The sequence below is a fragment of the Clostridium sp. CM028 genome, from assembly GCF_030585565.1.
Lineage (GTDB): Bacteria > Bacillota > Clostridia > Clostridiales > Clostridiaceae > Clostridium_AD > Clostridium_AD estertheticum_B.
The window spans coordinates 1,534,005-1,555,698 of the sequence record NZ_CP077766.1 but is presented as its reverse complement, the minus strand read 5'-3'; the positions used below and the strand labels follow the sequence as shown (position 1 = coordinate 1,555,698).

The following is a 21,694-nucleotide window of genomic DNA, read 5'->3' as shown; positions in this document are numbered from 1 at the left end:
TGATGGAATGTCGACTGATGAAGAATTAATTAAGGAAATACAAAGCGGAAATCAATATGCAATGGAAATTTTGGTTAAAAATAATTATAAATTATTGTTTTCATTTATATATAGACATATTGGAGACTATCATACATCTTACGATATTACACAAGAAGTTTTAATAAAGCTTGTTAAATCAATTAAATCTTATAAAGATGAAGGAAAGTTTAAAAATTGGTTGCTACGGATTGCAGCAAATACATGCAATGATTATTTTAGAAGTAGCGGCGCTATAAAAAATAAAAGTAACATAGAGCTTAATACAAATATAATTGATAAAAATAGCAATGTTTATGAAATAATGAGTAGGAAAATTGAGAGGCAGAAGATAAAAAATGCAATTACGACACTTCCCGAATTTCAAAGAAATGCTATAATTTTAAAATATTATCATGATTTAAAGATTAAGGATATTGCATATATAACACAAAGTAATGAATCAACAGTAAAGTCGAGACTAAAGCAAGGCATAGGAAAACTTAAACAAGTATTTGAAAGGAGTGAAAAAAATGAAAAAAGTGCCAAAGAATCTTATCGCTAAATCTCAGGTCATACCAGATAATGATGACAAGGCAGTAGAAGAGTTGCTCACGTATATGCAAAATTATACAATAGAACTCCCAGGGGAAGAGGAAATAGATGCAACGATAGAAGTTCTGAGACAATATGTACCGATAAAAAATGAAAGATTTAAAAAGTTCTGCCATATTATAAGGATGGCAGCAGGAGAAATAACTTTTATAAGTAAGATTTACTGGGTTTTCTGCACCGCAATATTCATTATAGGGTATTTTATATCTATTAATCAGATTGATCCATACATTACCATTATGGCGTTAGCGCCTTTGCCTTCTATTTTAGGTGTAGTTGAGGTATTCAAAGGTCGTGACAGTGGTGTGCTTGAAATTGAACTAAGCTGTAAAATATCAGCTATTGAGATAATGCTTTCGAGAATATTAGTTATAGGAATTTACAGTATATTTATGAATACAGCACTTTCCGTCGTTCTATACATGTTTAGGAGCAATATAGATCTATGGAAGCTATCAGTACTGTGGCTAACACCGCTTACATTGGTTTCCGGAGTATCACTTTGGATAGCAATGAAAATCAAAGGAGATTATGCGGTAGCTGCGATTGTATCAATTTGGTCAATGGTAATTTTATATATGTGCATCGATAAGAAATTTGTAAATACCATTATGCAACTTGATACTGTTGCATATATGGTTATATTATCAATCAGTACATTAATGTTAGTACTACAGCTTAAAGCTTTACAAAGCAGATATAATAATATTTTTGAGAGGGGAAATCAAATTGAAATTAGTGCTTGAAAACATATCAAAACAGTACAAAGACAAATATGCGGTTAAAAATCTAAAGGTTGAACTAACCCCAGGAGTGTATGGACTTCTTGGTCCTAATGGTTCGGGGAAGACAACACTTATGAGAATAATGACGGATATTTTAAATCCAACAGGAGGAAGAGTTATTCTTAATGGTGAGGATATTAAGGTAATGGGAGATAGGTATCGGGATATTCTGGGATATTTACCGCAAAATTTTGGTATATATAAAGATTTTACTGCCCATAGGTTTCTTATGTACATTTCAGCCTTGAAGGGACTTGATACACGTTCTGCCCAAAGAAAGGTTGACGAACTGCTTGAACTTGTTAATTTGAAGGCAGTTAGTAAAAAAAAGCTGGGAACATTTTCAGGTGGAATGAAACAAAGAATAGGAATAGCACAGGCATTACTAAATGATCCTAAAATTCTTATATTGGATGAACCTACCACAGGACTTGATCCAAAGGAGCGGATAAGATTCAGAAATTTGATATCAGATATGTCAAAGGATAAAATAATAATATTTTCTACTCACATTGTTTCGGATATAGAATATATTTCAAAGGAAGTACTTCTGCTTAAAAATGGAGAGCTTATTGAAAAAGATTCTATCGATAATATTCTAAAGAATATGGAAAACAAAGTATGGAGCGCTATAGTTGAGGAAAATATGCTAAATGAGCTTAATAAGGATTTTAAAGTAGGCAATATAATGAGAAAAGAAAAAGGCATTGAAGTAAGAATAATAAGCGATGAAAAACCTTTACCTAAAGCGAAAGTTGAAGTTCCAAGACTAGAGGATTTATACATGTATTATTTTGAGGAGGAACAAACTGATGAGCAAGCTATTTAATTTAATAAAGCATGAGCTTTATAAAATTTATTATAAGAAAAGTGTTTTAATTTTATTGGCAGTGTTTGTAACAATTATAATATTAAGTACAATATTGACAGGTGGTGGGGATAAAGCGATAGAGGCTAAAAATTTAGTCAAAGAATATTATAAAACTGGTGGTAATGTAACAAAACTTAGTCAAATTACACAAAAAGAAAAAGAGGGATTATCAATCTATACAAATATTTTTAACTTAGAGGAATATAAAACAAATAATGATGAAAATGTTGCTGAATTGCAAAAGAAGTTAAATGAAATGAAGGCCAGTGGTATCACTGGATATGAGTACAAATCAAAGGTTATGGAGCTTAATATGTATAAAAAAGTAAACGAGAATGAAAAGCCTTATTACTTAGGTTTTTGGGGGAATATTAATCGTATAAGTACAAGTTATATTATACCTGTTGGTTTACTACTACTTTTATGTTTGGGACTTTCAGGAGTATTTTCAGAAGAATACTCGAGTGGTATGGATGCACTTATATTAAGCAGTAAGTATGGTAAAAAAACTATAATTACTGCAAAGGTCCTTGCTTCATGTATATATTCTTCTTCTGTTGTTTTAATATTTGGAATTACAACGATTCTATCATCTATTTTATACTATGGAAATATAGAAGGTTTTGATAGCCCGATGCAAGCTTTGGGAATGTATTCTTTTAGCCCATATCAGCTAAATATATCTCAGGTATATTTATTGAAGTTCTTGATGATATTTATAGGGATATTAGCATTCGGGTTATTGATTTTAATGTTTTCCTCACGTATAAGGAATCTACTTGTAACGTTCTTCGTTAGTTTTGCAGCAATTCTAATACCTAAATATCTTGCTGGAAATATGAGTCTTGAGCAATCTAAACTTGGACTTATAAATTCATATGGTTATTTTATAAGTCCTTCTGCTTTATTACAAATGGTTAATACTTATAATATATTTGGGACACCTGTGATAAATATATTCGCTTGTGGTATTGCTTTAATAATATTTTCTATGATTTCTATATATATTACAAAGCGCTCTTTTAGAAAACATGAAGTTATTAATTAAATTACAGTTTTTGAAGTATAGATGGAGGTGAGTTTATGGATTTAGTAAGACATGAATTATATAAAATATTTTCAAAGAAGATAGTAATTATTGGAATAGTGATACTTGCAGGTTTCATTGTATTAATAGCTTCGCAGCTTTCTAATGTAAATAATACATTTAAAAAATATAATAATGCAATTAATACTGGTAAAAATACAATAATGGTAAGTAATATGGAGCAGGAGATATTATATAGCACAATTTCTCGTCTTAACATATTGTGGTCAAATCACAAAGAGAAGCTTACTAAACTAAAAAATGAAATAACAAAAATTCAAAAAGTAAAGGGGATAAGTAGTTATGCTTATAGGAAAAAGAACCTAGAATATACTTACCTTAAAAAGATAGGATCACCAGAAGCCATCAGTTACCATAGTATATGGCCGTCTATTCTTAGAAAAAATGATATATATTGCTTTATTGCGTTTCTTATTATACTTGGAATATCTCCTATATTTTCTGAGGAATATTCAACTGGTGTTGATGATCTAATACTAAGTAGTAAAAAAGGAAGAAATACTATAGTAAGAGCAAAAATATTAGCAGCAAGTATATATCATTGTTATTGCAGGTTTTGCATGTACACTTCAGACAATTTTCGATATAAGTATGCTGGGTAATTATAGCGGTGTTGCATTCCCTTTAAGCATGTTTGGACATTTTGTTCTTCAATTTCTAACTAATCTTACTGCGGGTATAGCTCTTGGTTTATTCATTTTAGTTATTTCTGCAAAAGCTAAAAATTTGCTTATTCCGGCATTCACCGGAATTGCGGCTGTTGTAGCTATAAATGTAATTGAAATTATTCAAAGTATTCTTCCAGAGTGGCTAAAGAATTTAACAGATTTTTATTATATAAGATACATTTATTCGGATTATTTGTATAAAGACTTTAAAGCGTTTAATATACTGGGATATCCTGTATTATATCCTTACCTAGCATTCTTTGTAATGTTAGTAGCATCAATAAGTTGTATATTAATGACTAAGCGCTTATTTATTAATCATAATGTTTCAGATTAAGAAATTTGGAGGATAAATATGAGAAAAATATATTTGTTGTTAGCATTATCTATAGTTTTAATGCTTTCAGGTTGCAATGCAAAAAATAATGCTGTAACTACTGCATTACAAAGCTCTAATTGTGAAAATACTTCTACTTCTAAAAGTGGGACTTATATTGTGAGGCATCCTCCTGCATCTGGAGAAAATATTGGTGGTCTTAATGTAATAACAGGTCACAAATCAAAGTTCTTAGGAGATGCGAAAAATTTTAACGGTTATCTTGATTTACGGTATAGTGACTTAAGTAATGTCAATCTAAGTCAAAATAGTGAACAACTTAGTAATTGTTTTTTTAGTACTTATACTAAATGGCCTGAAAAAATGACAAAAGAATATAAGCCAGATACCATTTTGGAGCTTGGCAAAAATCAAGGATTAGGAATAAGAAAGCTTAATAATGAGGGTATAGATGGTAGAGGAATTAATATTGCAATAATAGACCAGCCCTTATTAGTTGATCATAAGCAATATAAAGATCAGATAAAATTTTATGATGAGATCAATTGTGGGGGAGAATCATCAATGCATGGGCCTGCAATGACGTCAATAGCTGTAGGTAAGTCAATAGGAGTTGCACCAAAAGCTAAGCTTTATTATGTTGGTTGCTATAATTTTAATACTAAAGAAAATAATTCTAAAATAGATTACACGTTGGCGGAGGTAAAGGCAATTGATAAAATTGTAAAAATTAATAAAACTCTTTCTGAAAAAGATAAAATAAGAGTATTATCAATTTCAGCTGTATGGGGTCCCAATAATAAAGGATATAAGGAAATGAATGAAGCTGTGAAAAGAGCCGAAAATGCTGGGATTTTCGTTATTTCTGCCAATATATTTGAAACTTCTAATTATAAGTTTTGGTATTATGGAGTTGATAGAGAACCTATGGCTGATCCAGAGAAACAATCCTCCTACAAACCTCATAAATGGAGTAATTGGATTTCTTTCGTAGCAGAGATACCTGGATTTGGTAAATATTATGAAGAAAAGTATAATAAATTAGCAGCAAAAGAATTGCTATTAGTTCCAATGAGCTCAAAAACCTTTGCGATTCCTGAAGATGTCAAGGGCTACAGTTTTAATAGAATAGGTGGGTGGAGCTCGGTAGAACCTTATCTTGCTGGACTATATGCCCTGTCTTGTCAAGTAAAACCCAATATCACTCCTGATTTATTTTGGAGTACTGCACTGAGAACAGGCGATGCCATGGATATAAGCAATGAAGGTAAAGAAACCAAAACAGGCAAACTGATAAATCCAATAAAATTAATAGAAGCATTAAAGGATGATAAGTAAGAATTTCAGCGCACCATAAAGTTCTAGGAATTTTTGCAAATCCTAGAACTTTAATTTTAATATTTTTTATCAAAAACACGCAATAACTAATCTTCGCGTAAATCTAAATAAGAACTACCATCAAGAGGAATTAGAGCTTGAAGGCCTGGAATATCGTTAGCTAATCCTACAGCATAAACAGTGTAAAAACGATTAGGTTTTAGTTTTATATTAGGGACGTATAAAGCAATATTCGTGGTACCAGTAGGTCTAACTTCTAAAGTATAAGTTCCAACAGGGACTTCTATATAATCAGTAAATTGTTTGTACTTAATATTTTTAAGTAGAATTTTACCGTCTGGTAATGCAACATCTACAGCACCAAGATTAGGTGATAAATGAGCAAATTTAATATAAGCATTGTTACTAGGATTTATAACTATAGGTTCTGGAATAGGTAGTAACTCAATGTTAGGTAATAGACCAATAACTGCAACGGTGTAAATTTTTTCAGGCGGAATAAAAATATTTTTATTAAGTACAGGTGTAGTTTTAGTACCTGTAGCATACAATTTTACATTGTAATTTCCAGCCATAACTTCTATATAATCTGTAAAAGCACCATAAGTAAGGTTTTTAAATTTTAACATATCATTAATATATACATCAACAGCTGGGGATTTAGGTGAAGCATGAAGAATCCTAAAATAAGAATTCTTAGGGGTAACTCTATATAGCGGATAAGGATCATTATAATTGTTTGGACAATAGAACATAAAAGGCTCCCTTCAAATATTTCTACTGTATTAATATATGAAGAACAATCCTAGAATGTTACTGAAATTAGTTGTAACTCGACTATCACATGGTAAAACTCGTATTATTGAATGAATCTGTTGAATAAATAGCCAACTAATAAATCCCGGAGAATTAACATCTTCCGGGATTTATTAGTTGGCTATTTATGTAGAAATTTTTAAATAAGCTTAGAAATTGTATGGATTCCTAAGTTTGGTTCACACTAAAGATATCTACAATTTAAAGAAAAACTGATTATTTTATGCTTCCAGCTGCAATAGATTTTATAATTTGTTTTTGTGCTAAAAAATAAAATATTATAACTGGAATAATTGCGAGAGTTAGTCCCGCAAGAGCTAAATTCCACTGTTTGGTATATTCACCAAAGAAAAAGAAAGTTCGGAGTGGCAATGTTTGTGTTCCTGGTCTATTAATAACTAAGGATGGCAATAAAAAATCATTCCAAATCCAAACGGTATTTAAGATAGAAACTGTAACAGTTATTGGTTTTAACAAAGGAAATATTATATACCAAAAGGTTTGAAATTTGTTGCAACCATCTAACATGGAAGCTTCATCTAACTCCTTTGGGATTCCTTTTACAAAACCATGATACAGGAATATGGATAAGGCTGATCCAAAGCCAAGATACATAAATATGAGTCCACCCATATTCAATAATTTAAATTTACCCATAATTCTAACTAGGGGCAACATGATTGCTTGAAAAGGTATTAACATGGATGAAATAAATAACAAAAGAATTGCGTTGCTCAGTTTTGTTTTTGTCCGCTCTAACATCCAGCCCGCCATTGAAGCGAATATTGCAATAAAAATAACACCAGATATTGTTATTGTTAAAGAGTTAGTAATTGCATTTAAATAGTGCAACCTATCAAATGCTTCTTTATAATTATTTAAAGTGAATATTTCAGGAAAGGACAATACACTTGCAAATAATTCTTTTTTTGTTTTAAGGGAATTGATAATAATGATATAAAAAGGTGATAAAAATAATGCGCCTAAGGCAATACCAATAACTCCTAGAGCTAGTTTACCTACATTTAATTTTCTGGTTTTTTTTATCATGCTTCCACCTCATTTTTCTTAGAAAGATATACTTGTGTTAAAGTAACCGCACCAACTATTAGTAAAAATATAACAGCTTTTGCTTGCGCTACGCCCATTTGATTAAATTTGAATGCGGTGTTGTAAATATTCATAGAGAGCATCTGTGTTGAATTTGCAGGACCACCTGCAGTTAAGGATAAATTTTGGTCATAAAGTTTAAAGGAATTAGATAAAGTTAAAAATAAACTTACTGTAAAGGCAGGTCCTACTAGAGGGAATGTAATATTCTTTATTCTCTGCCATGCATTTGCACCATCAATCTCAGCTGCTTCCGTAAGCTCTGGTGGTATGTTTTGAAGAGCAGCTACATAAATAACCATTAAATATCCTGACATTTGCCATGACATTAAAATTACTAACCCATAAAATCCAGTAGTCCCATCCGATAACCATCCAAGTAACCATTGCTGATGAAAAATAGTTCCAAGTCCAGAAAAAACTTGTGTGAAAATAAACTGCCAAATAAATCCAAGTATAAGTCCTCCTATCAAGTTAGGCATAAAAAATATAGTTCTAAGTAGATTATTGCTTTTCATACCAGTTGTTACAAGTAAAGCGAGGCCAAATCCAATACAATTTATTACAACAACTGAAACTATAGTAAATTTAGCTGTAAATAAGAATGAAGCAAGGAAAGTCTCATCCTTAAATGCAGAGACGTAGTTTGCAAATCCGATCCAACTTATATCGGATGCAATTCCATTCCAGTCTGTAAAAGAATAGTAAACTCCAAAAAGCAATGGTATGATCAAAACTATAGTGAACACAGCTAAAATTGGACCTACAAACATCCAAAATGACGCATTATTTTTTTTCATTACAGTATCTCCTTTCGTACATTAGCTTGATATTAATAAAATCCTGGAACAGATTTGAACTTTCCCAGGATTTTGAAATCTTAAATCATATTCATTATTTTTTTCTTGCTGCTGACCAGGTCGTTTTCATATTATCTACTAATTTATCCCATGTGATGGTGCCAGCAATATATTTTTGAACGTCTGTTCCGAATTTTTCCATACCCCATGCAGTAGGATATCCCATAAATACCCATGGAATTGTTTTTCCTTCGTTTACGTATCTAAGTACTTCTTTACCTAGTGCATCTGTTGGTTGTAATTTCTCACCGTCATAACCTTTGAAAGCTGGTATAAACTTAAAGTCTTTAATGATCATTTCTTTACCTCTGTCTGAAGTATATAACCAGTTTAAGAAGTCTGCAGCAGCTTTCTTAGCTCCATCATCTTTTGAACTGTTAATAGCCCAATACATAGGTACTCCAACTTGGATACAACCTTCTTTAACGCCATCTAAAGGCATTGGTAATATACCAATATTTTTGGACAATTCTGGATCGATACCATCTATTGATCCAAAAGCCCAGTTTCCTTGTTGAATTATTGCTACTTTACTCATAGAGAACATTTTTTCAACTTGAGTAGAATAGTCCACGCTGTTAATTGATTTATTAGTACCATCTGGCTTATAAGCATATTTAATTTGAAGATCTAATAGTTTCTTTAATGGCTCATTTTGTTTGAATGTTATTTCTTTTGCATTAAATGCATCTACAACTGTTGGAAATTCATTTGCAAAAGCAACGTTAGATAAATGTAATCCTGTTACCCAAGTTTCCTTGCCAGGTAAAGCAAATACTGCATCTATCTTTAATTCTTTCTTCTTTGAATCCAATGTTTTCGATGCGGCTTTTAAATCTGCATATGTTTTGATTTTTGAAGCATCAATTCCTGCTTTTGTGAATATTGTTTTATTGTAAATAAGTCCAGATCCTTCTTGGTTAAACGGCATACCATAAAGTTTACCATCCATCTTTACAGCATCTAAAGTTCCTGGGTAAGCTTGTGATACCCATGGTTCGCTTGATAAATCTTGAAGTTTAGCTTTCCAGTCAAGGACATCTTGAGTTCCGCCAATATTGTATATTGTTGGTTCTTGTCCTGATGCAAATTTAGATTTTAATGCCGCACCGTAGTCTTCTCCACCGCCAACTGTTTGTACATTAATTTTAACATTTTTATTTAATGCCATGTATTCTTTTGTAGCTTTTTCAAGAGCATCCTTAGCTTCAACTTTAAATTGGAATATGTCCACTACGACATCCTTGCCTACCGCTTTTGAAGCAGCAGGATCTGTACTTTTACTACAACCAGACAACATACCTGTCATTATAGCAACTGTACATGCAACTGCTATAAGCTTTTTTGTGTTCTTCATTATTAAGCCCCCCCTATTTTCTAATTAAATCTTATCTATGCAATCGTTTGCTTAAACATTATAATAAACCATTTAGAGAATATTGTCAATATAGTAATTTTATTTTTTTCTTTCAGTATTTTAGTAAATACTAAAAGAGAAGATATAACATTTCTACTGATATTATTCTAATAAATTTTTTTGATATGTGACAGCCATTCCGTGGATATCAGTACATTGCTGAGCTTTTATTATAACTACCACTGGTGAAGTTTCAGGGCCCTATAACTATGGTATTTAAGAGAGCGTTCCAATATTTCAAGTATGGTCAATGAGGAGTGATTTTAGTAATTATAAACCTAATTTTGTTAGCATTTAGTATCGTATTTATTAGAACTCAAAAATAAGAAGAGTAGAGGTGATTTGTATGAAAAATAATGAATTTTAGATTTAATGGAGAATTATGCTTGATTCTGAATTTATTGCACAAAATTATGATTTTATTGCAAAATTGCACATTAGTTGAAGATTGATGATTTGTTTTTTTCTGTAGTTGTAGTAAATTACTTAGTAGACGTATGAATTAATTAACATTTAGGGGGATGAATATTTATGGGGAATTTTCAAAATATTAATACTTTAAAGCCAGAAGGCATTGAAAACAAAAAAGCATATTTAGTCGGAGGAGGTATAGCCTCTCTTGCGGCTGCTGCATACTTAATTCGAGATGGTCATATGGATGGTAAAAATATCACTATTTTAGAACAAGCACATATTATCGGTGGTAGTATGGATGGAGCTGGAAACGCAAAGGACGGTTACGTTGTTCGCGGTGGACGCGAAATGGAAGAACATTATGAGTGTTGTTGGGATTTATTTAGCGCGGTTCCTTCTCTAAGCGCCCCTAATCGAACTGTTTTGGACGAATTTCGAGAGCTAAATATGGCTGACCCTAACGAATCGACTTGTAGGTTACTTCATAACTGTGGTGAAAAGGCCGATTTTTCCTCTCTTGGATTAAACGATCTTCATATTAAGCAACTTACTATGCTTCTTCTTGCAACCGAAGAAAATTTGGGAGCCACAACTGTTGAGCAGTATTTTCACCCATCTTTTTTAGAAACTAATATGTGGTGCTTCTGGCGCTCTATGTTTGCATTTGAAAATTGGCACAGCGTTGTGGAAATGAAACGATATATGCAACGTTTTATGCACTTGCTTCCTGGAATGAGCCATATGAAAAACATTATGTTTCCAAAGTACAACCAGTATGAGTCTATGATTCTTCCTTTGGAAAAATGGTTGCAGTCTAAAAATGTAGTCATTAACCTAAATGCACAGGTTACAGATTTGGATATTGATATAGAAACTGATAAAAAAACTGTTACGGCCATTCGACTGTTGCATAATGGCAAGGAAGAAATAATTCATACAACCGAGAATGATTTGGTATTTGTTACCAATGGATCTATGACAGAAAATTCTACGATTGGAAGTATGCACGAGCCTGCAACAATTAATCGTGGAACAGCAGGTTGCTGGGATTTATGGAAAAACATAGCTAAGAAAGATCCTTCATTTGGAAAACCAGAAGTTTTTTGTAGTGACATAGACAAAAGCAAATGGGAATCTTTTACTATAACTAGCGCGGATCCTAAAATAGCAGATCTTCTTAAGGAATTAACAGGTAATGACCCATATTCCGGGAAAACTGTTACAGGAGGTATTATAACTATCAAAGATTCAAGCTGGCTTTTGAGCGTAACTTGTAATAGACAGCCTCACTTTATTGACCAACCTAAAAATGTATTGGTACTATGGGCTTATGGTCTTTTCCCTGACAATATTGGAGATTTTGTAAAAAAGAGAATGTGTGATTGCACTGGTGAAGAACTTGTAACGGAACTTTTATACCATATGGGTAAGAAAGATGAAATACCAGAAATCCTTAAAAACGTTAATGTTATCCCTTGCATGATGCCTTATACAACCAGTCAGTTTATGCCACGTGTCAAGGGTGATCGTCCTGACGTTATTCCGAAAGGAAGTAACAATCTTGCCTTTTTAGGACAATTTGCAGAAGTTGCAGATGATTGTGTATTCACAGTTGAATATTCCATTCGTTCAGCTATGATGGCGGTTTATACGCTACTTAATCTTGAGAAAGAAGTACCAGATGTATATCCCACTAAATACGATGTTCGCGTGATTGCTGCGGCAACAAAGGCATTATATAGTGGACGTCCTCTCCCCGCTGAGATGATTGTGAAAAAACTTTTAAAAAACACAACACTTGAAGGGTTAATTTAAATATAAAAAAAGAGAACCAGGAGAAATTTAATTCCTCCTGGTTCTCTTTATTATAAATATTTTTATAATAACTACCACATACAATTTCTGATGTTTAAATAAAAATACTATCAGTGACAGTATGGTTGGCAAAAGTGTTTACTATTTTTGTATTTTGCATTTTGATAATGCTCTATGGATATCGCCACTTATTACATTATTGAGATCGGCGATAAGTTGTTCTGGATTTTTAACCATCTTTGTTCTTATCCAATCAAGCAATAACCCTACAAATGCAAATTTATAAAAATTAACTATAAATTCTTTTTTTTCTTCCCAAATCTTCATGTCCACGGCGAGCTCATCAACAACATTAAAGACAAGGGTGTACACTGCATTGTATAAATGGGTTTCCAAATACTCACGCCCAACGGAATTATAGGTATTTAACACCATTTTATGATTTTGATCTAAATAGAGAAATATTTGCAAAAATCCCTGTTGCCACGTTTGATACGTTTTATTTTCTGCCATGACACTAGCAACTTCAGTTTCGAAAACCCACTCTAAAAGTGCATAGATATCTTGAAAGTGATAGTAGAATGTACGGCGATTTACTCCACAGTCGTTAACAATATCATTAATTGTAATTTTTGTTAATGGAGTAGTATTCATTAGTTTTTTCAATGATGATGCTAAAGCTTTTTTTGTGGTTTGTGACATACATTACAGCTCCTTTCCCTGCGCATTATATATATTATATTTATAATGAAGGAGTTAGTCAATGAGGTAGTAAGGAGCTGGATTTAGTTATATCCTACGGAATCATGTTCGTAGCCTAAAAAATATAAAATGATAAAACTTTTAGATGCAAGTATAATATATGTTATACTAAAATTGAAAAATATTAATTTAGAGGTGATACTTATGGATCATAAAAGTACAGATATTGCTAAAATTTCTGTGAAAATGTCCCTATGTCCAAGAGCTAGTGAAGAAAAATTTATCGCAGCTTATAAAGAAAAAGGAATATTGGTTACTGCAATAGATATTGGAGGTAATTTTTCTGCATTTACTACAAAGGTAATTGAAAGTGCTATTGTAGCTTCAAAAAGAGGTGGACTTATAAAGGATTGTCATGTTCATGAGGGTGCTGTAGCTGGTGCTACTAAAGATGCTTTAGCCCAAGTTGCACCTAAAGCTAACGGATTAAATGTAGGTGGGAAAATGGGAATAGCGAGATCTGGTGAACATATAAGTGTATGTATATTTTTAAGTATAGGTTTGCTCCATTTGAATGAGGTTGTAATAGGACTTTCACATCGTTCTATACCTGATATTTATTAACTGAAATTTTATAATTTAAAAATCTAATATTTTAGAAATATATTGACAATTTGAAAAAAATGCTATAAGATTAATAAAAAATTTAACATAGAATAATAATGTAGTTAAGGTATTTTGTAGCATGTAGTATGGTAGCGTAGTAGGGTAGTATGGTAGTGTAATAATGGTAGGGATTAAGACGTAAATAAAGCTAACTATAAAATTAATGACATTTCAGAAGGAAAGTCTCCAACTTTTATAAGTGGGAGTTCTATACTATAACAAAGAAAAAATTATTGTGGGAGTATAAAGCTCCTTCTGAAGTCATTAATATTGCAGCTCCGCAGGAGATGACTCCGCAGGAGATGATTTAACAGTAGCTTTTATTTTTATAATTAAATATTTTAGGAGGATGGTAGTATGGTAGCGAAAAAGAGATTATTATGTGTAATTGGCACGTTGTTTTTAGGTGCCTCAGTTTTAGCAGGTTGTTCGACTGCTAAAACAAAAAGTAAAGGTAATTCTGGTAAGGTGACAAGTATTGGAATAATCCAACTTGTAGAACATCCCGCACTAGACAAAGCTCACAAAGGATTTATGGATGCTCTTAGTTCTAAGGGGTTTATAGATGGTGAAAAAATAAAAATAGACTTTCAAAATGCTCAAGGCGATATTCCAACAGCTCAAACTATTGCAAGCAATTTCACTTCAACTAAAAAGGATTTAATATATGCTATAGCAACGCCTTGCGCACAGGCAGCATATAACAGTACTAAAAGTATTCCTATACTTATAACTGCTGTAACTGATCCTGTAAAATCAGGTCTGGTAAAATCTCTAAACAAACCCGATACAAATGTTACAGGCACTAGTGATGAATTGCCTATGGATAAACAATTTCAATTAATTAAAATACTAAAACCTAACTGTAAAAAGGTAGGTATATTATATAATACTAGTGAAGCAAATTCAGAAATTCAAGTAGAAATGGCAAAAAAGCAAGGTTCAAAGATGAATTTAGAAATAATAGCTGTGGGGATTTCAAGTTCTAACGATATATCTCAAGCATTAGCTTCATTACTTCCTAGAATTGATGTTTTATATACAACAACTGATAACTTAGTAGCATCTTCAATGCCTCTCATCAGCTTAAAATCCATTGAAAAAGGAATTCCTATAATAGGCGCTGAAAAAGCCCATGTAGATGCTGGTGCATTAGCTACAGAAGGTATAGACTACTATAAACTTGGTTTTGAGACAGGTCTTATGGCAGTAGATATCATAAATGGTAAAAAGCCAAATGATATGCCTATACAAACTTTAAAGGAATCAACACTTACCATAAATGAAGATACGGCAAGCAAACTTAAAATTACTATACCAAGTGATTTAAAGGCAAAAGCAGTGATAGTTAAGGGCGGTGCTAAGTAATGGATGGCCTTATCATAAACATACTAGAACAAGGATTTATTTTTGCAATAATGGCTATAGGAGTTTATATAACTTATAGAATATTAGATTTTCCCGATTTATCTGTAGATGGAACTTTTGCATTAGGAGCTGCAGTTACAGCAGCCGCATTAGTAAAAGGTGTAAATCCTTTTATATCACTAATTTTAGCTTTTATTTCGGGCATAATGGCCGGAGGAATTACTGGGATACTTCATGTGAAGCTTAAAATAACAAATTTACTTTCAGGTATTTTAGTTATGATAGGACTTTATTCTATAAATCTTAGGATAATGGGTAAAGCTAATGTGCCATTATTTTCACAAAGCACTATTTTTTCTAATGATATTTCTCCAGTAATCATAATTGCCTTATTTGCTATTTTAGCTAAGATAGTTTTAGATTTGTTTTTGAATACAAAACTAGGGTTTATATTAAGAGCTACAGGAGATAATTCTCAAATGGTAACTTCCTTAGGAATTGATATAGGGACTATCAAAATACTTGGTCTTATGCTTTCAAATGGTCTTGTAGCAGTTGCTGGTTCTATGATGGCTCAATATCAAAGATTTTCTGATGTAGGCATGGGAACTGGAATTATAGTTATGGGTCTAGCGTCTGTTATATTAGGAGAAGCTATTTTCAAAAAAACTTCATGGATGCTTCCAACGACTACTGCAATTTTAGGTTCAATATTATATAAAGGCAGTATATCTCTTGCTTTAAACTTAGGGTTACCTCCAACAGATTTAAAACTTATAACTTGTATAATTGTTATATTTGCTTTGTCCTTAAATGGGAGAAAGGTTAATTTAAGTTTTAAAATGTTAAAGAAATTTAAGTCAGGAGGTGTTCCAATTGCTTCAGATAAATAATCTTCAAAAGGTTTTTAACAAGGATACAATAAATGAAAAAGTTATATTTAATAATTTGAACATTCATTTAAACAAGGGAGATTTTATTACTGTAATAGGTAGCAATGGTGCCGGCAAATCATCTCTATTAAATTTAATATCTGGTTCAATATTACCTGACAAGGGTTCTATTTGTTTAAATGGAAGAAATATATCATCGCTTCCAGAACATAAAAGAACAAAATTTATAGGAAGGGTATTCCAAGATCCAACTTTAGGTACTTCTCCTTCTATGTCCATATTAGAAAATTTATCAATGGCTTATAATAAAGGGAGTAAATTTGGATTAACTCCTGGCATTAACAATAAAAATTTAGAATTATTTAAGGAATCATTATCCAGACTTTCTTTGGGCCTTGAAAATAACTTAAATAAAAAGGTTGGTTTATTATCTGGTGGTCAAAGACAAGCTTTGTCACTACTTATATCAACTATATCTAATCCTGATTTATTGCTTTTAGATGAGCATACCGCAGCCTTAGATCCAAAGACTTCTGAAAATATAATAAAATTAACTAAAAATACAGTTAGTGAAAAAAATATAACTACACTTATGATAACTCATAATTTAAATTATGCCATAGATATAGGAAACAGGCTGATAATGCTTCATGGTGGAGAAATAGTTTTAGATATCAGCGGAGAAGAAAAGAAAAGTTTGACTATACCCAAACTTTTAGACAGATTTAACAACAAAAATTCCAATGACTTTATAAGTGATGAAGTGGCTTTTTCATAAAATTTTAGCAAGGAACTAACTAAAATGTACCCTAGAGAGTAGACAATTTTAAAAAGTCTATCCTGTAGGGTAGTTTTAGTTATTTCCTATTTGTTTTTTTTGGAAACCATCCTTTTTTAACTCTTTCTTCTTGCTCTATAATTTCATGAATACTCCAAATGCATGAGAAACCAGCTACCCCTACTATAGCTGATAGTGTAGTATTTTTAATATACAATGAGACAAGCACAAAAACAATTCCTAAAATTAAAAATACAGGCCATATTTTTTTACCAAAATAGTATTCTCCTTTAATTACTATAGGATGAAAAACTCCAATAATAAGAAAGGCAGCAATGCCAATAAAAATTCCATGAAAATTCATTATAAGACCTCCTAAGCATTCTGAATAGTGTTAACACTATCGTTGTTGTATATATAGTATCATATAAAAACATCTTCCTCACCTAATCCGTTTTTACTAACAAAAAATGTAATATTATTAATCCTTGACATATTATAATTAAAAATATAGAATTTAAGTGATAACATAATTTTATATTTTTAATTATGCACAATGAAGTGTATTAAATGAGCATTGAGGCTCCGTGGGAATTGATTCCTATGGCGCTTTTTTATTTAACGACAGTTTAGAAGGAAAGACTCCCACGTCTATAAGCGGGAACTACGTACCATAACAAATAGAAAACTTCAGTGGGTGTATAAATCTCCTTCTGAAGTCGTCAATGCAGCTTCCGCGAAGCTGTTTCAGCTCCGCAGGAGATGATTTAATTCTGAAAGGAGAATATTAATGGAAAGTTTTAACATTAAAACGCAGATATATTTCGGAGACGGTTCATTAGAAAGATTAAGTCAACTTGATTGTAAAAGGGCATTTATAGTTACAGACCCTTTTATGGTAAAATCAGGTGCCATAAACAAGATTACTGATGAAGTTTCGAAGGGTGACATTCAGTATATGGTATTTTCAGATATTGTACCAGACCCACCAATCGAAGTTGTGGTAAAAGGTATAGAGGTTATGATGAAATTTAATCCAGAAGTAGTAATAGCTCTAGGTGGAGGTTCTGCTATAGATGCAGCAAAAGCAATATGTTCTTTTAGTTCTAAGATACATGATCGTATGGATTGTGGCGTGAAGAATAATAAAAAAATTAAATTTATAGCTATACCTACAACTAGTGGAACAGGTTCAGAGGTTACAAGTTTTTCTGTAATTACAGATAAAAGTAAGAATATAAAATATCCTTTAGTATCAGATGAACTACTACCTGACGAAGCTATATTAGATGCAGAACTTGTTACAACTGTGCCAAATTTTATTACAGGAGATACAGGGATGGATGTACTAACCCATGCTATAGAAGCTTATGTATCTACTAAAGCAACAGATTATACAGATGCATTAGCAGAAAAATCTATAAAATTGGTTTTTGAAAATTTAATGAGAGCTTATAAGAATGGTAATAATTTAGATGCAAGAAAAAAAATGCACAATGCTTCTTGTATAGCAGGGATAGCTTTTAATAATGCATCACTAGGGTTAAATCATGGAATGGCACATATTGTTGGTGGAAGATTTCATGTGTCTCATGGAAAAACTAATGCTATATTACTGCCATATGTAATAGAATACAATGCAGATTTAAAAGGTTTTAATTCAAATGATTATACAAAGGCCGCTAAAAGATATTCAGAAATATCCAAAATATTAGGATTGCCATCATCAAATGTTAGACAAGGGGTAAAAAGCCTAATAGCAGCTATAAATAAGCTTTTAAATGAATTAAATATGCCTACATCGCTAAAAGAAACAGGGATAAAGGCAGATGATTTTAAAAAAGAAGTTTCACAAATGGCCCTAATAGCTATAGAGGATAGATGTACTGAAACGAATCCACGAGTACCTAATATAGAGGAAATAATAGCTTTATTTGAAAGGGTTTTTGATAAAAAATAATAGGTCACATTGATATAAATAGCACGGAAAAATTAACAATATTAAAAACGTTTTCCATATTAATTTTTCATATTGACAAATTAGAATAAAGAGTATAATATTTAAGCATAGGTACACAATGGCGTGTACATTTTAAAGAAGGCAATGAGGCTTGTTAAAAATATAATTATATTTTTAGTGAGCCTATTTTTTTATAAAAATTCAAAGAAGTGGTGATACTATGGAAGAGAAACAAAGAGTAATACAAGAATATGTTCCTGGCAAGCAAGTTACATTAGCCCACTTAATTGCAAACCCCAACAAAGATCTATATAAAAAACTAGGACTTACAGCAGATCATAAGGATGCCTTAGGTATACTTACTATAACACCTAGCGAGGCCTCTATTATAGCAGCAGACGTGGCAACAAAGTCGGCAGATGTATCTATTGGATTTGTGGATAGATTTAGTGGATCAGTGGTTATAGTTGGTGATGTAGGCAGTGTAGAGTCAGCACTTACTGAAGTTATTAAGGTTCTTAGTAATGTACTCGATTTTTCTGAATGTAAGATAACCAGATCTTAGAGGTGATATATGAAAACCTTAATGTTAATTGGAAAAACAAATTGTGGCAAAACTACTTTGACTCAAGCAATAAACGAAGACGATTTACATTATAAGAAAACTCAGACAGTTGAAATTATCGACGGAATTATAGATACTCCTGGTGAGTACATTGAAAACAGATCTTATTATAGAGCTCTTATAGTTACTTCTGCAGATAGTGATGTAATCGCTATGATTCAGGATTGTACGCAGGAAGATAGTATTTTCCCGCCAAGCTTTGCTAGTATATTTGCAAAGCCTATTATTGGAATTATTACAAAAACTGATTTGTGCTGTGATGAAAACAAGTTAAAAGCAGCAGAAGAAGTTCTAGTAAGCGCAGGGGTAGAAAGAATTTTTAGAATAAGTGCTTTTGATAAATCTGGTTTAGAAAATTTAAAGGATTATATTATGAATTAAACTTTTTAAAAATCTATTTTTATTTTATGAGGTGAAGTATGAATAAAAAAATAGTAATAGCCGATGATGAGCCTATTACAAGAATGGATTTAAAAGAAATACTAGAAGCGGCAGGATACGATGTTGTAGGAGAAGCTTCAGATGGATTTGATGCAGTATCATTGTGTAGAAAACATTCACCAGATTTAGTGCTTATGGATATAAAGATGCCTCTTCTTGATGGATTAAATGCAGCTAAAATAATTCAAAATGAAAATTTGGCCAGTGGGATAGTTCTGCTAACTGCTTATAGTGGCAAAGAGTTTGTAGAAAAAGCTATTAAAGTAGGGGCTATAGGATATATAGTTAAGCCTATAGATGAAAAATCACTTATTCCAACTTTGGAGGTAGCTATATCCAAGAGCGCAGAAATAAAAAAAATGAAAATAGAAATTGAAAAAGGTTGTAGTAAGCTAGAAGAAAGAAAAATTATTGAAAAAGCTAAAGGCTTATTGATTCAAAGAGATAAAATTACTGAGCAAGATGCTTATGACCAGATTAGAACACTTAGTATGAATAAAAGATGTTCAATGGGAGATATAGCTGAGGCTATAATAATGAGTTATGAACAGTAAAAAGATATATGAACTATGTAGAATGCACACTAATTTAGATGAAGATGACATTTTAAAAATACAGCAAATGTCATCTTGTATTAAATATTTTGCCGACATTTTAAATGCAGATGTTTTTATAGATTGTCCAACTAGAGAAGCTGATGAAGCTATAGTAATAGCTGAGGCAAAACCTATTAATAGACCTTCGATGTATCAAAATACTGTAGTAGGAGAACTAGCATTAAGAGATAATGAGCCTGCTGTGCTTAGAACATTAGATCTTGGAATAACAACCAAAGACTTGAAGGCTGTAACTCAAGAGCATGTAAATGTACGACAAACGGTGTCACCTATAGAGAATAACGGCAAAATTATAGGGGTTCTAATAGTAGAGAAGGACATAACAGAAAAAATAAAAAAAAAAAAACATATGGAAATGCTAGAACAAGGTTACGAGGAGTTAGCTAATACTTTAGTATCTTCTACAGAAAATGAAAATAACATAGCTGATCACTTAGATGAAGCTATTATTATCTTTGATGAAGAAGGGGTAGTTAGGTTTAAAAATCCTATTGCTGATTTACTATATAAAAAGCTTGGCTACAAGGACAGCCTACTAGGCATGGATTATGATAATTTAGCCTTAGATGATATTAATTTTACGGAGGTAATGAATTTTCCTAATTCTAATGAATGTGAAGTGCATTTAGGAAAACTGTTTTTAAAAGTTAAGAGAATAATATTAACTGATAAAAAATTAAAACTTGTTACTATGATTAGGGATATAACAATGATGAAGGAAAAAGAGAAGGAATTAATTTTAAAATCTGTAGCTATTAAAGAAATTCACCATAGAGTGAAAAATAATCTACAGACTATAGCAAGTTTATTAAGACTTCAAGCAAGAAGAAGTGATAACCAGCAGACTAAAGATGCATTAAATGAAAGCATGAATAGAATTTTAAGTATAGCAGCTACCCATGAGATATTATCGCAAGAAGGTCTGGATGAAGTAAGTATACAAGAAGTTATTTCTAATATTAAAGATAACGCTATAAGATATTTTAATGCAACTAATAAGAATATTAAAGTGAATTTAATTGGAGGTAATTTTAAAGTAAGTTCAGATAAAGCAACTTCAATAGCTCTTGTAGTAAATGAATTACTTCATAATTCTATGCAATATGCTTTTGTAGATAAACCTTCAGGTAATATAGATATTGTAATCGAAAAAAGTGAAATATATTCTACCGTTGTAATAGTTGACAACGGTACGGGATTTGATATTAATAAGGTTAGAAAAAATAGTTTAGGACTTAGTATAGTAAAGACTATAGTTAAGGATAAGCTAAATGGAGATATTAATATAGCAACAGATTCAGAAGGAACTAGAGTTGTATTTGATTTCAAAAATTAATATGGATAATGGAAACACAAGGGCGTGTTTTTAAGATAAGCGATGAGGCTTAAAGTTATTTTTTAAATTGACTTTAAGCCTTTTTTTGTTCTTTAAACTGTGCTTCTGAAAATTCATAAGGCATTTGAAAAGAGGA

The 21,694-nt window shown here is 31.7% G+C and carries 23 protein-coding genes; 17 read left to right on the top strand and 6 right to left on the bottom strand.

The window, feature by feature from the left end; genetic code table 11:
* The first annotated feature begins 7 nt into the window (after positions 1 to 7).
* The 7 genes from KTC94_RS07320 to KTC94_RS07290 are packed head-to-tail and all read left to right on the top strand — an operon-like array spanning position 8 to position 5,740.
* Positions 8 to 583: an RNA polymerase sigma factor gene (locus KTC94_RS07320; RefSeq protein WP_220319948.1), complete on the top strand. Its 576-nt coding sequence runs from the start codon at positions 8 to 10 to the stop codon at positions 581 to 583.
* Entirely contained in the window at positions 552 to 1,379 is an 828-nt protein-coding gene (locus tag KTC94_RS07315) for a hypothetical protein (RefSeq protein ID WP_220319949.1), read from the top strand. The genes KTC94_RS07320 and KTC94_RS07315 overlap by 32 nt, the downstream gene beginning before the upstream one ends.
* Complete coding sequence (locus KTC94_RS07310; protein ID WP_220319950.1) at positions 1,363 to 2,247, top strand: ABC transporter ATP-binding protein; 885 nt, start codon at positions 1,363 to 1,365, stop codon at positions 2,245 to 2,247. Before KTC94_RS07315 ends, KTC94_RS07310 begins: the two co-directional genes overlap by 17 nt.
* On the top strand, positions 2,231 to 3,337 hold the full coding sequence (locus KTC94_RS07305) for an ABC transporter permease subunit (RefSeq protein ID WP_220319951.1): 1,107 nt from the start codon (positions 2,231 to 2,233) through the stop codon (positions 3,335 to 3,337). The genes KTC94_RS07310 and KTC94_RS07305 overlap by 17 nt, the downstream gene beginning before the upstream one ends.
* 35 nt (positions 3,338 to 3,372) lie before the next feature.
* On the top strand, positions 3,373 to 3,999 hold the full coding sequence (locus tag KTC94_RS07300) for a hypothetical protein (protein WP_220319952.1): 627 nt from the start codon (positions 3,373 to 3,375) through the stop codon (positions 3,997 to 3,999).
* Positions 3,989 to 4,402: a hypothetical protein gene (locus KTC94_RS07295; protein WP_220319953.1), complete on the top strand. Its 414-nt coding sequence runs from the start codon at positions 3,989 to 3,991 to the stop codon at positions 4,400 to 4,402. The genes KTC94_RS07300 and KTC94_RS07295 overlap by 11 nt, the downstream gene beginning before the upstream one ends.
* Before the next feature lie 18 nt (positions 4,403 to 4,420).
* Positions 4,421 to 5,740 carry a S8 family serine peptidase gene (locus KTC94_RS07290; protein WP_220319954.1) on the top strand — a complete coding sequence of 440 codons (1,320 nt, stop codon included), beginning with the start codon at positions 4,421 to 4,423 and terminating at the stop codon, positions 5,738 to 5,740.
* A gap of 86 nt (positions 5,741 to 5,826) precedes the next feature.
* Here the strand turns inward: KTC94_RS07290 and KTC94_RS07285 are convergent, their stop codons facing one another.
* The 4 genes from KTC94_RS07285 to KTC94_RS07270 form a co-directional block, all read right to left on the bottom strand.
* On the bottom strand, positions 5,827 to 6,495 hold the full coding sequence (locus KTC94_RS07285) for a DUF4397 domain-containing protein (protein ID WP_220286411.1): 669 nt from the start codon (positions 6,493 to 6,495) through the stop codon (positions 5,827 to 5,829).
* 277 nt (positions 6,496 to 6,772) lie between these two features.
* Positions 6,773 to 7,606: a carbohydrate ABC transporter permease gene (locus KTC94_RS07280; protein WP_165411558.1), complete on the bottom strand. Its 834-nt coding sequence runs from the start codon at positions 7,604 to 7,606 to the stop codon at positions 6,773 to 6,775.
* On the bottom strand, positions 7,603 to 8,466 hold the full coding sequence (locus KTC94_RS07275) for a carbohydrate ABC transporter permease (protein WP_216303424.1): 864 nt from the start codon (positions 8,464 to 8,466) through the stop codon (positions 7,603 to 7,605). Before KTC94_RS07275 ends, KTC94_RS07280 begins: the two co-directional genes overlap by 4 nt.
* A 94-nt stretch (positions 8,467 to 8,560) precedes the next feature.
* Positions 8,561 to 9,883: an ABC transporter substrate-binding protein gene (locus KTC94_RS07270; protein WP_216303425.1), complete on the bottom strand. Its 1,323-nt coding sequence runs from the start codon at positions 9,881 to 9,883 to the stop codon at positions 8,561 to 8,563.
* 591 nt (positions 9,884 to 10,474) lie between these two features.
* On the opposite strand from KTC94_RS07270, the gene KTC94_RS07265 reads away from it, so the two are divergent.
* A complete protein-coding gene (locus KTC94_RS07265; RefSeq protein WP_216303426.1) occupies positions 10,475 to 12,172 on the top strand; it encodes an oleate hydratase in 1,698 nt (565 codons plus the stop codon).
* Between the two features lie 141 nt (positions 12,173 to 12,313).
* On the opposite strand, the gene KTC94_RS07260 is transcribed toward KTC94_RS07265, so the two are convergent.
* Complete coding sequence (locus KTC94_RS07260; protein ID WP_216303427.1) at positions 12,314 to 12,874, bottom strand: TetR/AcrR family transcriptional regulator; 561 nt, start codon at positions 12,872 to 12,874, stop codon at positions 12,314 to 12,316.
* Positions 12,875 to 13,078: 204 nt separating this feature from the next.
* On the opposite strand from KTC94_RS07260, the gene KTC94_RS07255 reads away from it, so the two are divergent.
* The 4 genes from KTC94_RS07255 to KTC94_RS07240 all read left to right on the top strand — a co-directional run bounded on the left by KTC94_RS07255 (position 13,079) and on the right by KTC94_RS07240 (position 16,579).
* Positions 13,079 to 13,498, top strand: a complete 420-nt coding sequence (locus KTC94_RS07255; RefSeq protein ID WP_216303448.1) for a HutP family protein — start codon at positions 13,079 to 13,081, stop codon at positions 13,496 to 13,498.
* Between the two features lie 399 nt (positions 13,499 to 13,897).
* Entirely contained in the window at positions 13,898 to 14,908 is a 1,011-nt protein-coding gene (locus KTC94_RS07250) for an ABC transporter substrate-binding protein (RefSeq protein WP_216303428.1), read from the top strand.
* The gene (locus KTC94_RS07245) at positions 14,908 to 15,801 is read left to right on the top strand and encodes an ABC transporter permease (protein WP_220319955.1); all 894 of its coding nucleotides are present in this window, start codon (positions 14,908 to 14,910) and stop codon (positions 15,799 to 15,801) included. Before KTC94_RS07250 ends, KTC94_RS07245 begins: the two co-directional genes overlap by 1 nt.
* Positions 15,785 to 16,579 (top strand): ABC transporter ATP-binding protein, encoded by a 795-nt coding sequence (locus tag KTC94_RS07240; protein WP_220319956.1) that lies wholly within the window; start codon positions 15,785 to 15,787, stop codon positions 16,577 to 16,579. Before KTC94_RS07245 ends, KTC94_RS07240 begins: the two co-directional genes overlap by 17 nt.
* A 79-nt stretch (positions 16,580 to 16,658) precedes the next feature.
* On the opposite strand, the gene KTC94_RS07235 is transcribed toward KTC94_RS07240, so the two are convergent.
* Positions 16,659 to 16,943: a DUF4491 family protein gene (locus KTC94_RS07235; RefSeq protein ID WP_216303429.1), complete on the bottom strand. Its 285-nt coding sequence runs from the start codon at positions 16,941 to 16,943 to the stop codon at positions 16,659 to 16,661.
* 426 nt (positions 16,944 to 17,369) lie between these two features.
* On the opposite strand from KTC94_RS07235, the gene KTC94_RS07230 reads away from it, so the two are divergent.
* From KTC94_RS07230 to KTC94_RS07210, 5 genes are all read left to right on the top strand, one after another.
* On the top strand, positions 17,370 to 18,539 hold the full coding sequence (locus tag KTC94_RS07230; RefSeq protein WP_220319957.1) for a 1-propanol dehydrogenase PduQ: 1,170 nt from the start codon (positions 17,370 to 17,372) through the stop codon (positions 18,537 to 18,539).
* A 220-nt stretch (positions 18,540 to 18,759) separates the two neighbouring features.
* Positions 18,760 to 19,104: an ethanolamine utilization microcompartment protein EutS gene (gene eutS / locus KTC94_RS07225; protein WP_165411568.1), complete on the top strand. Its 345-nt coding sequence runs from the start codon at positions 18,760 to 18,762 to the stop codon at positions 19,102 to 19,104.
* Between the two features lie 9 nt (positions 19,105 to 19,113).
* Positions 19,114 to 19,545, top strand: a complete 432-nt coding sequence (locus KTC94_RS07220; RefSeq protein ID WP_216303431.1) for a EutP/PduV family microcompartment system protein — start codon at positions 19,114 to 19,116, stop codon at positions 19,543 to 19,545.
* 38 nt (positions 19,546 to 19,583) lie between these two features.
* Entirely contained in the window at positions 19,584 to 20,159 is a 576-nt protein-coding gene (locus KTC94_RS07215; protein ID WP_165411570.1) for an ANTAR domain-containing response regulator, read from the top strand.
* Positions 20,149 to 21,558 carry a sensor histidine kinase gene (locus KTC94_RS07210; RefSeq protein ID WP_216303432.1) on the top strand — a complete coding sequence of 470 codons (1,410 nt, stop codon included), beginning with the start codon at positions 20,149 to 20,151 and terminating at the stop codon, positions 21,556 to 21,558. The genes KTC94_RS07215 and KTC94_RS07210 overlap by 11 nt, the downstream gene beginning before the upstream one ends.
* Positions 21,559 to 21,694: the final 136 nt, after the last annotated feature.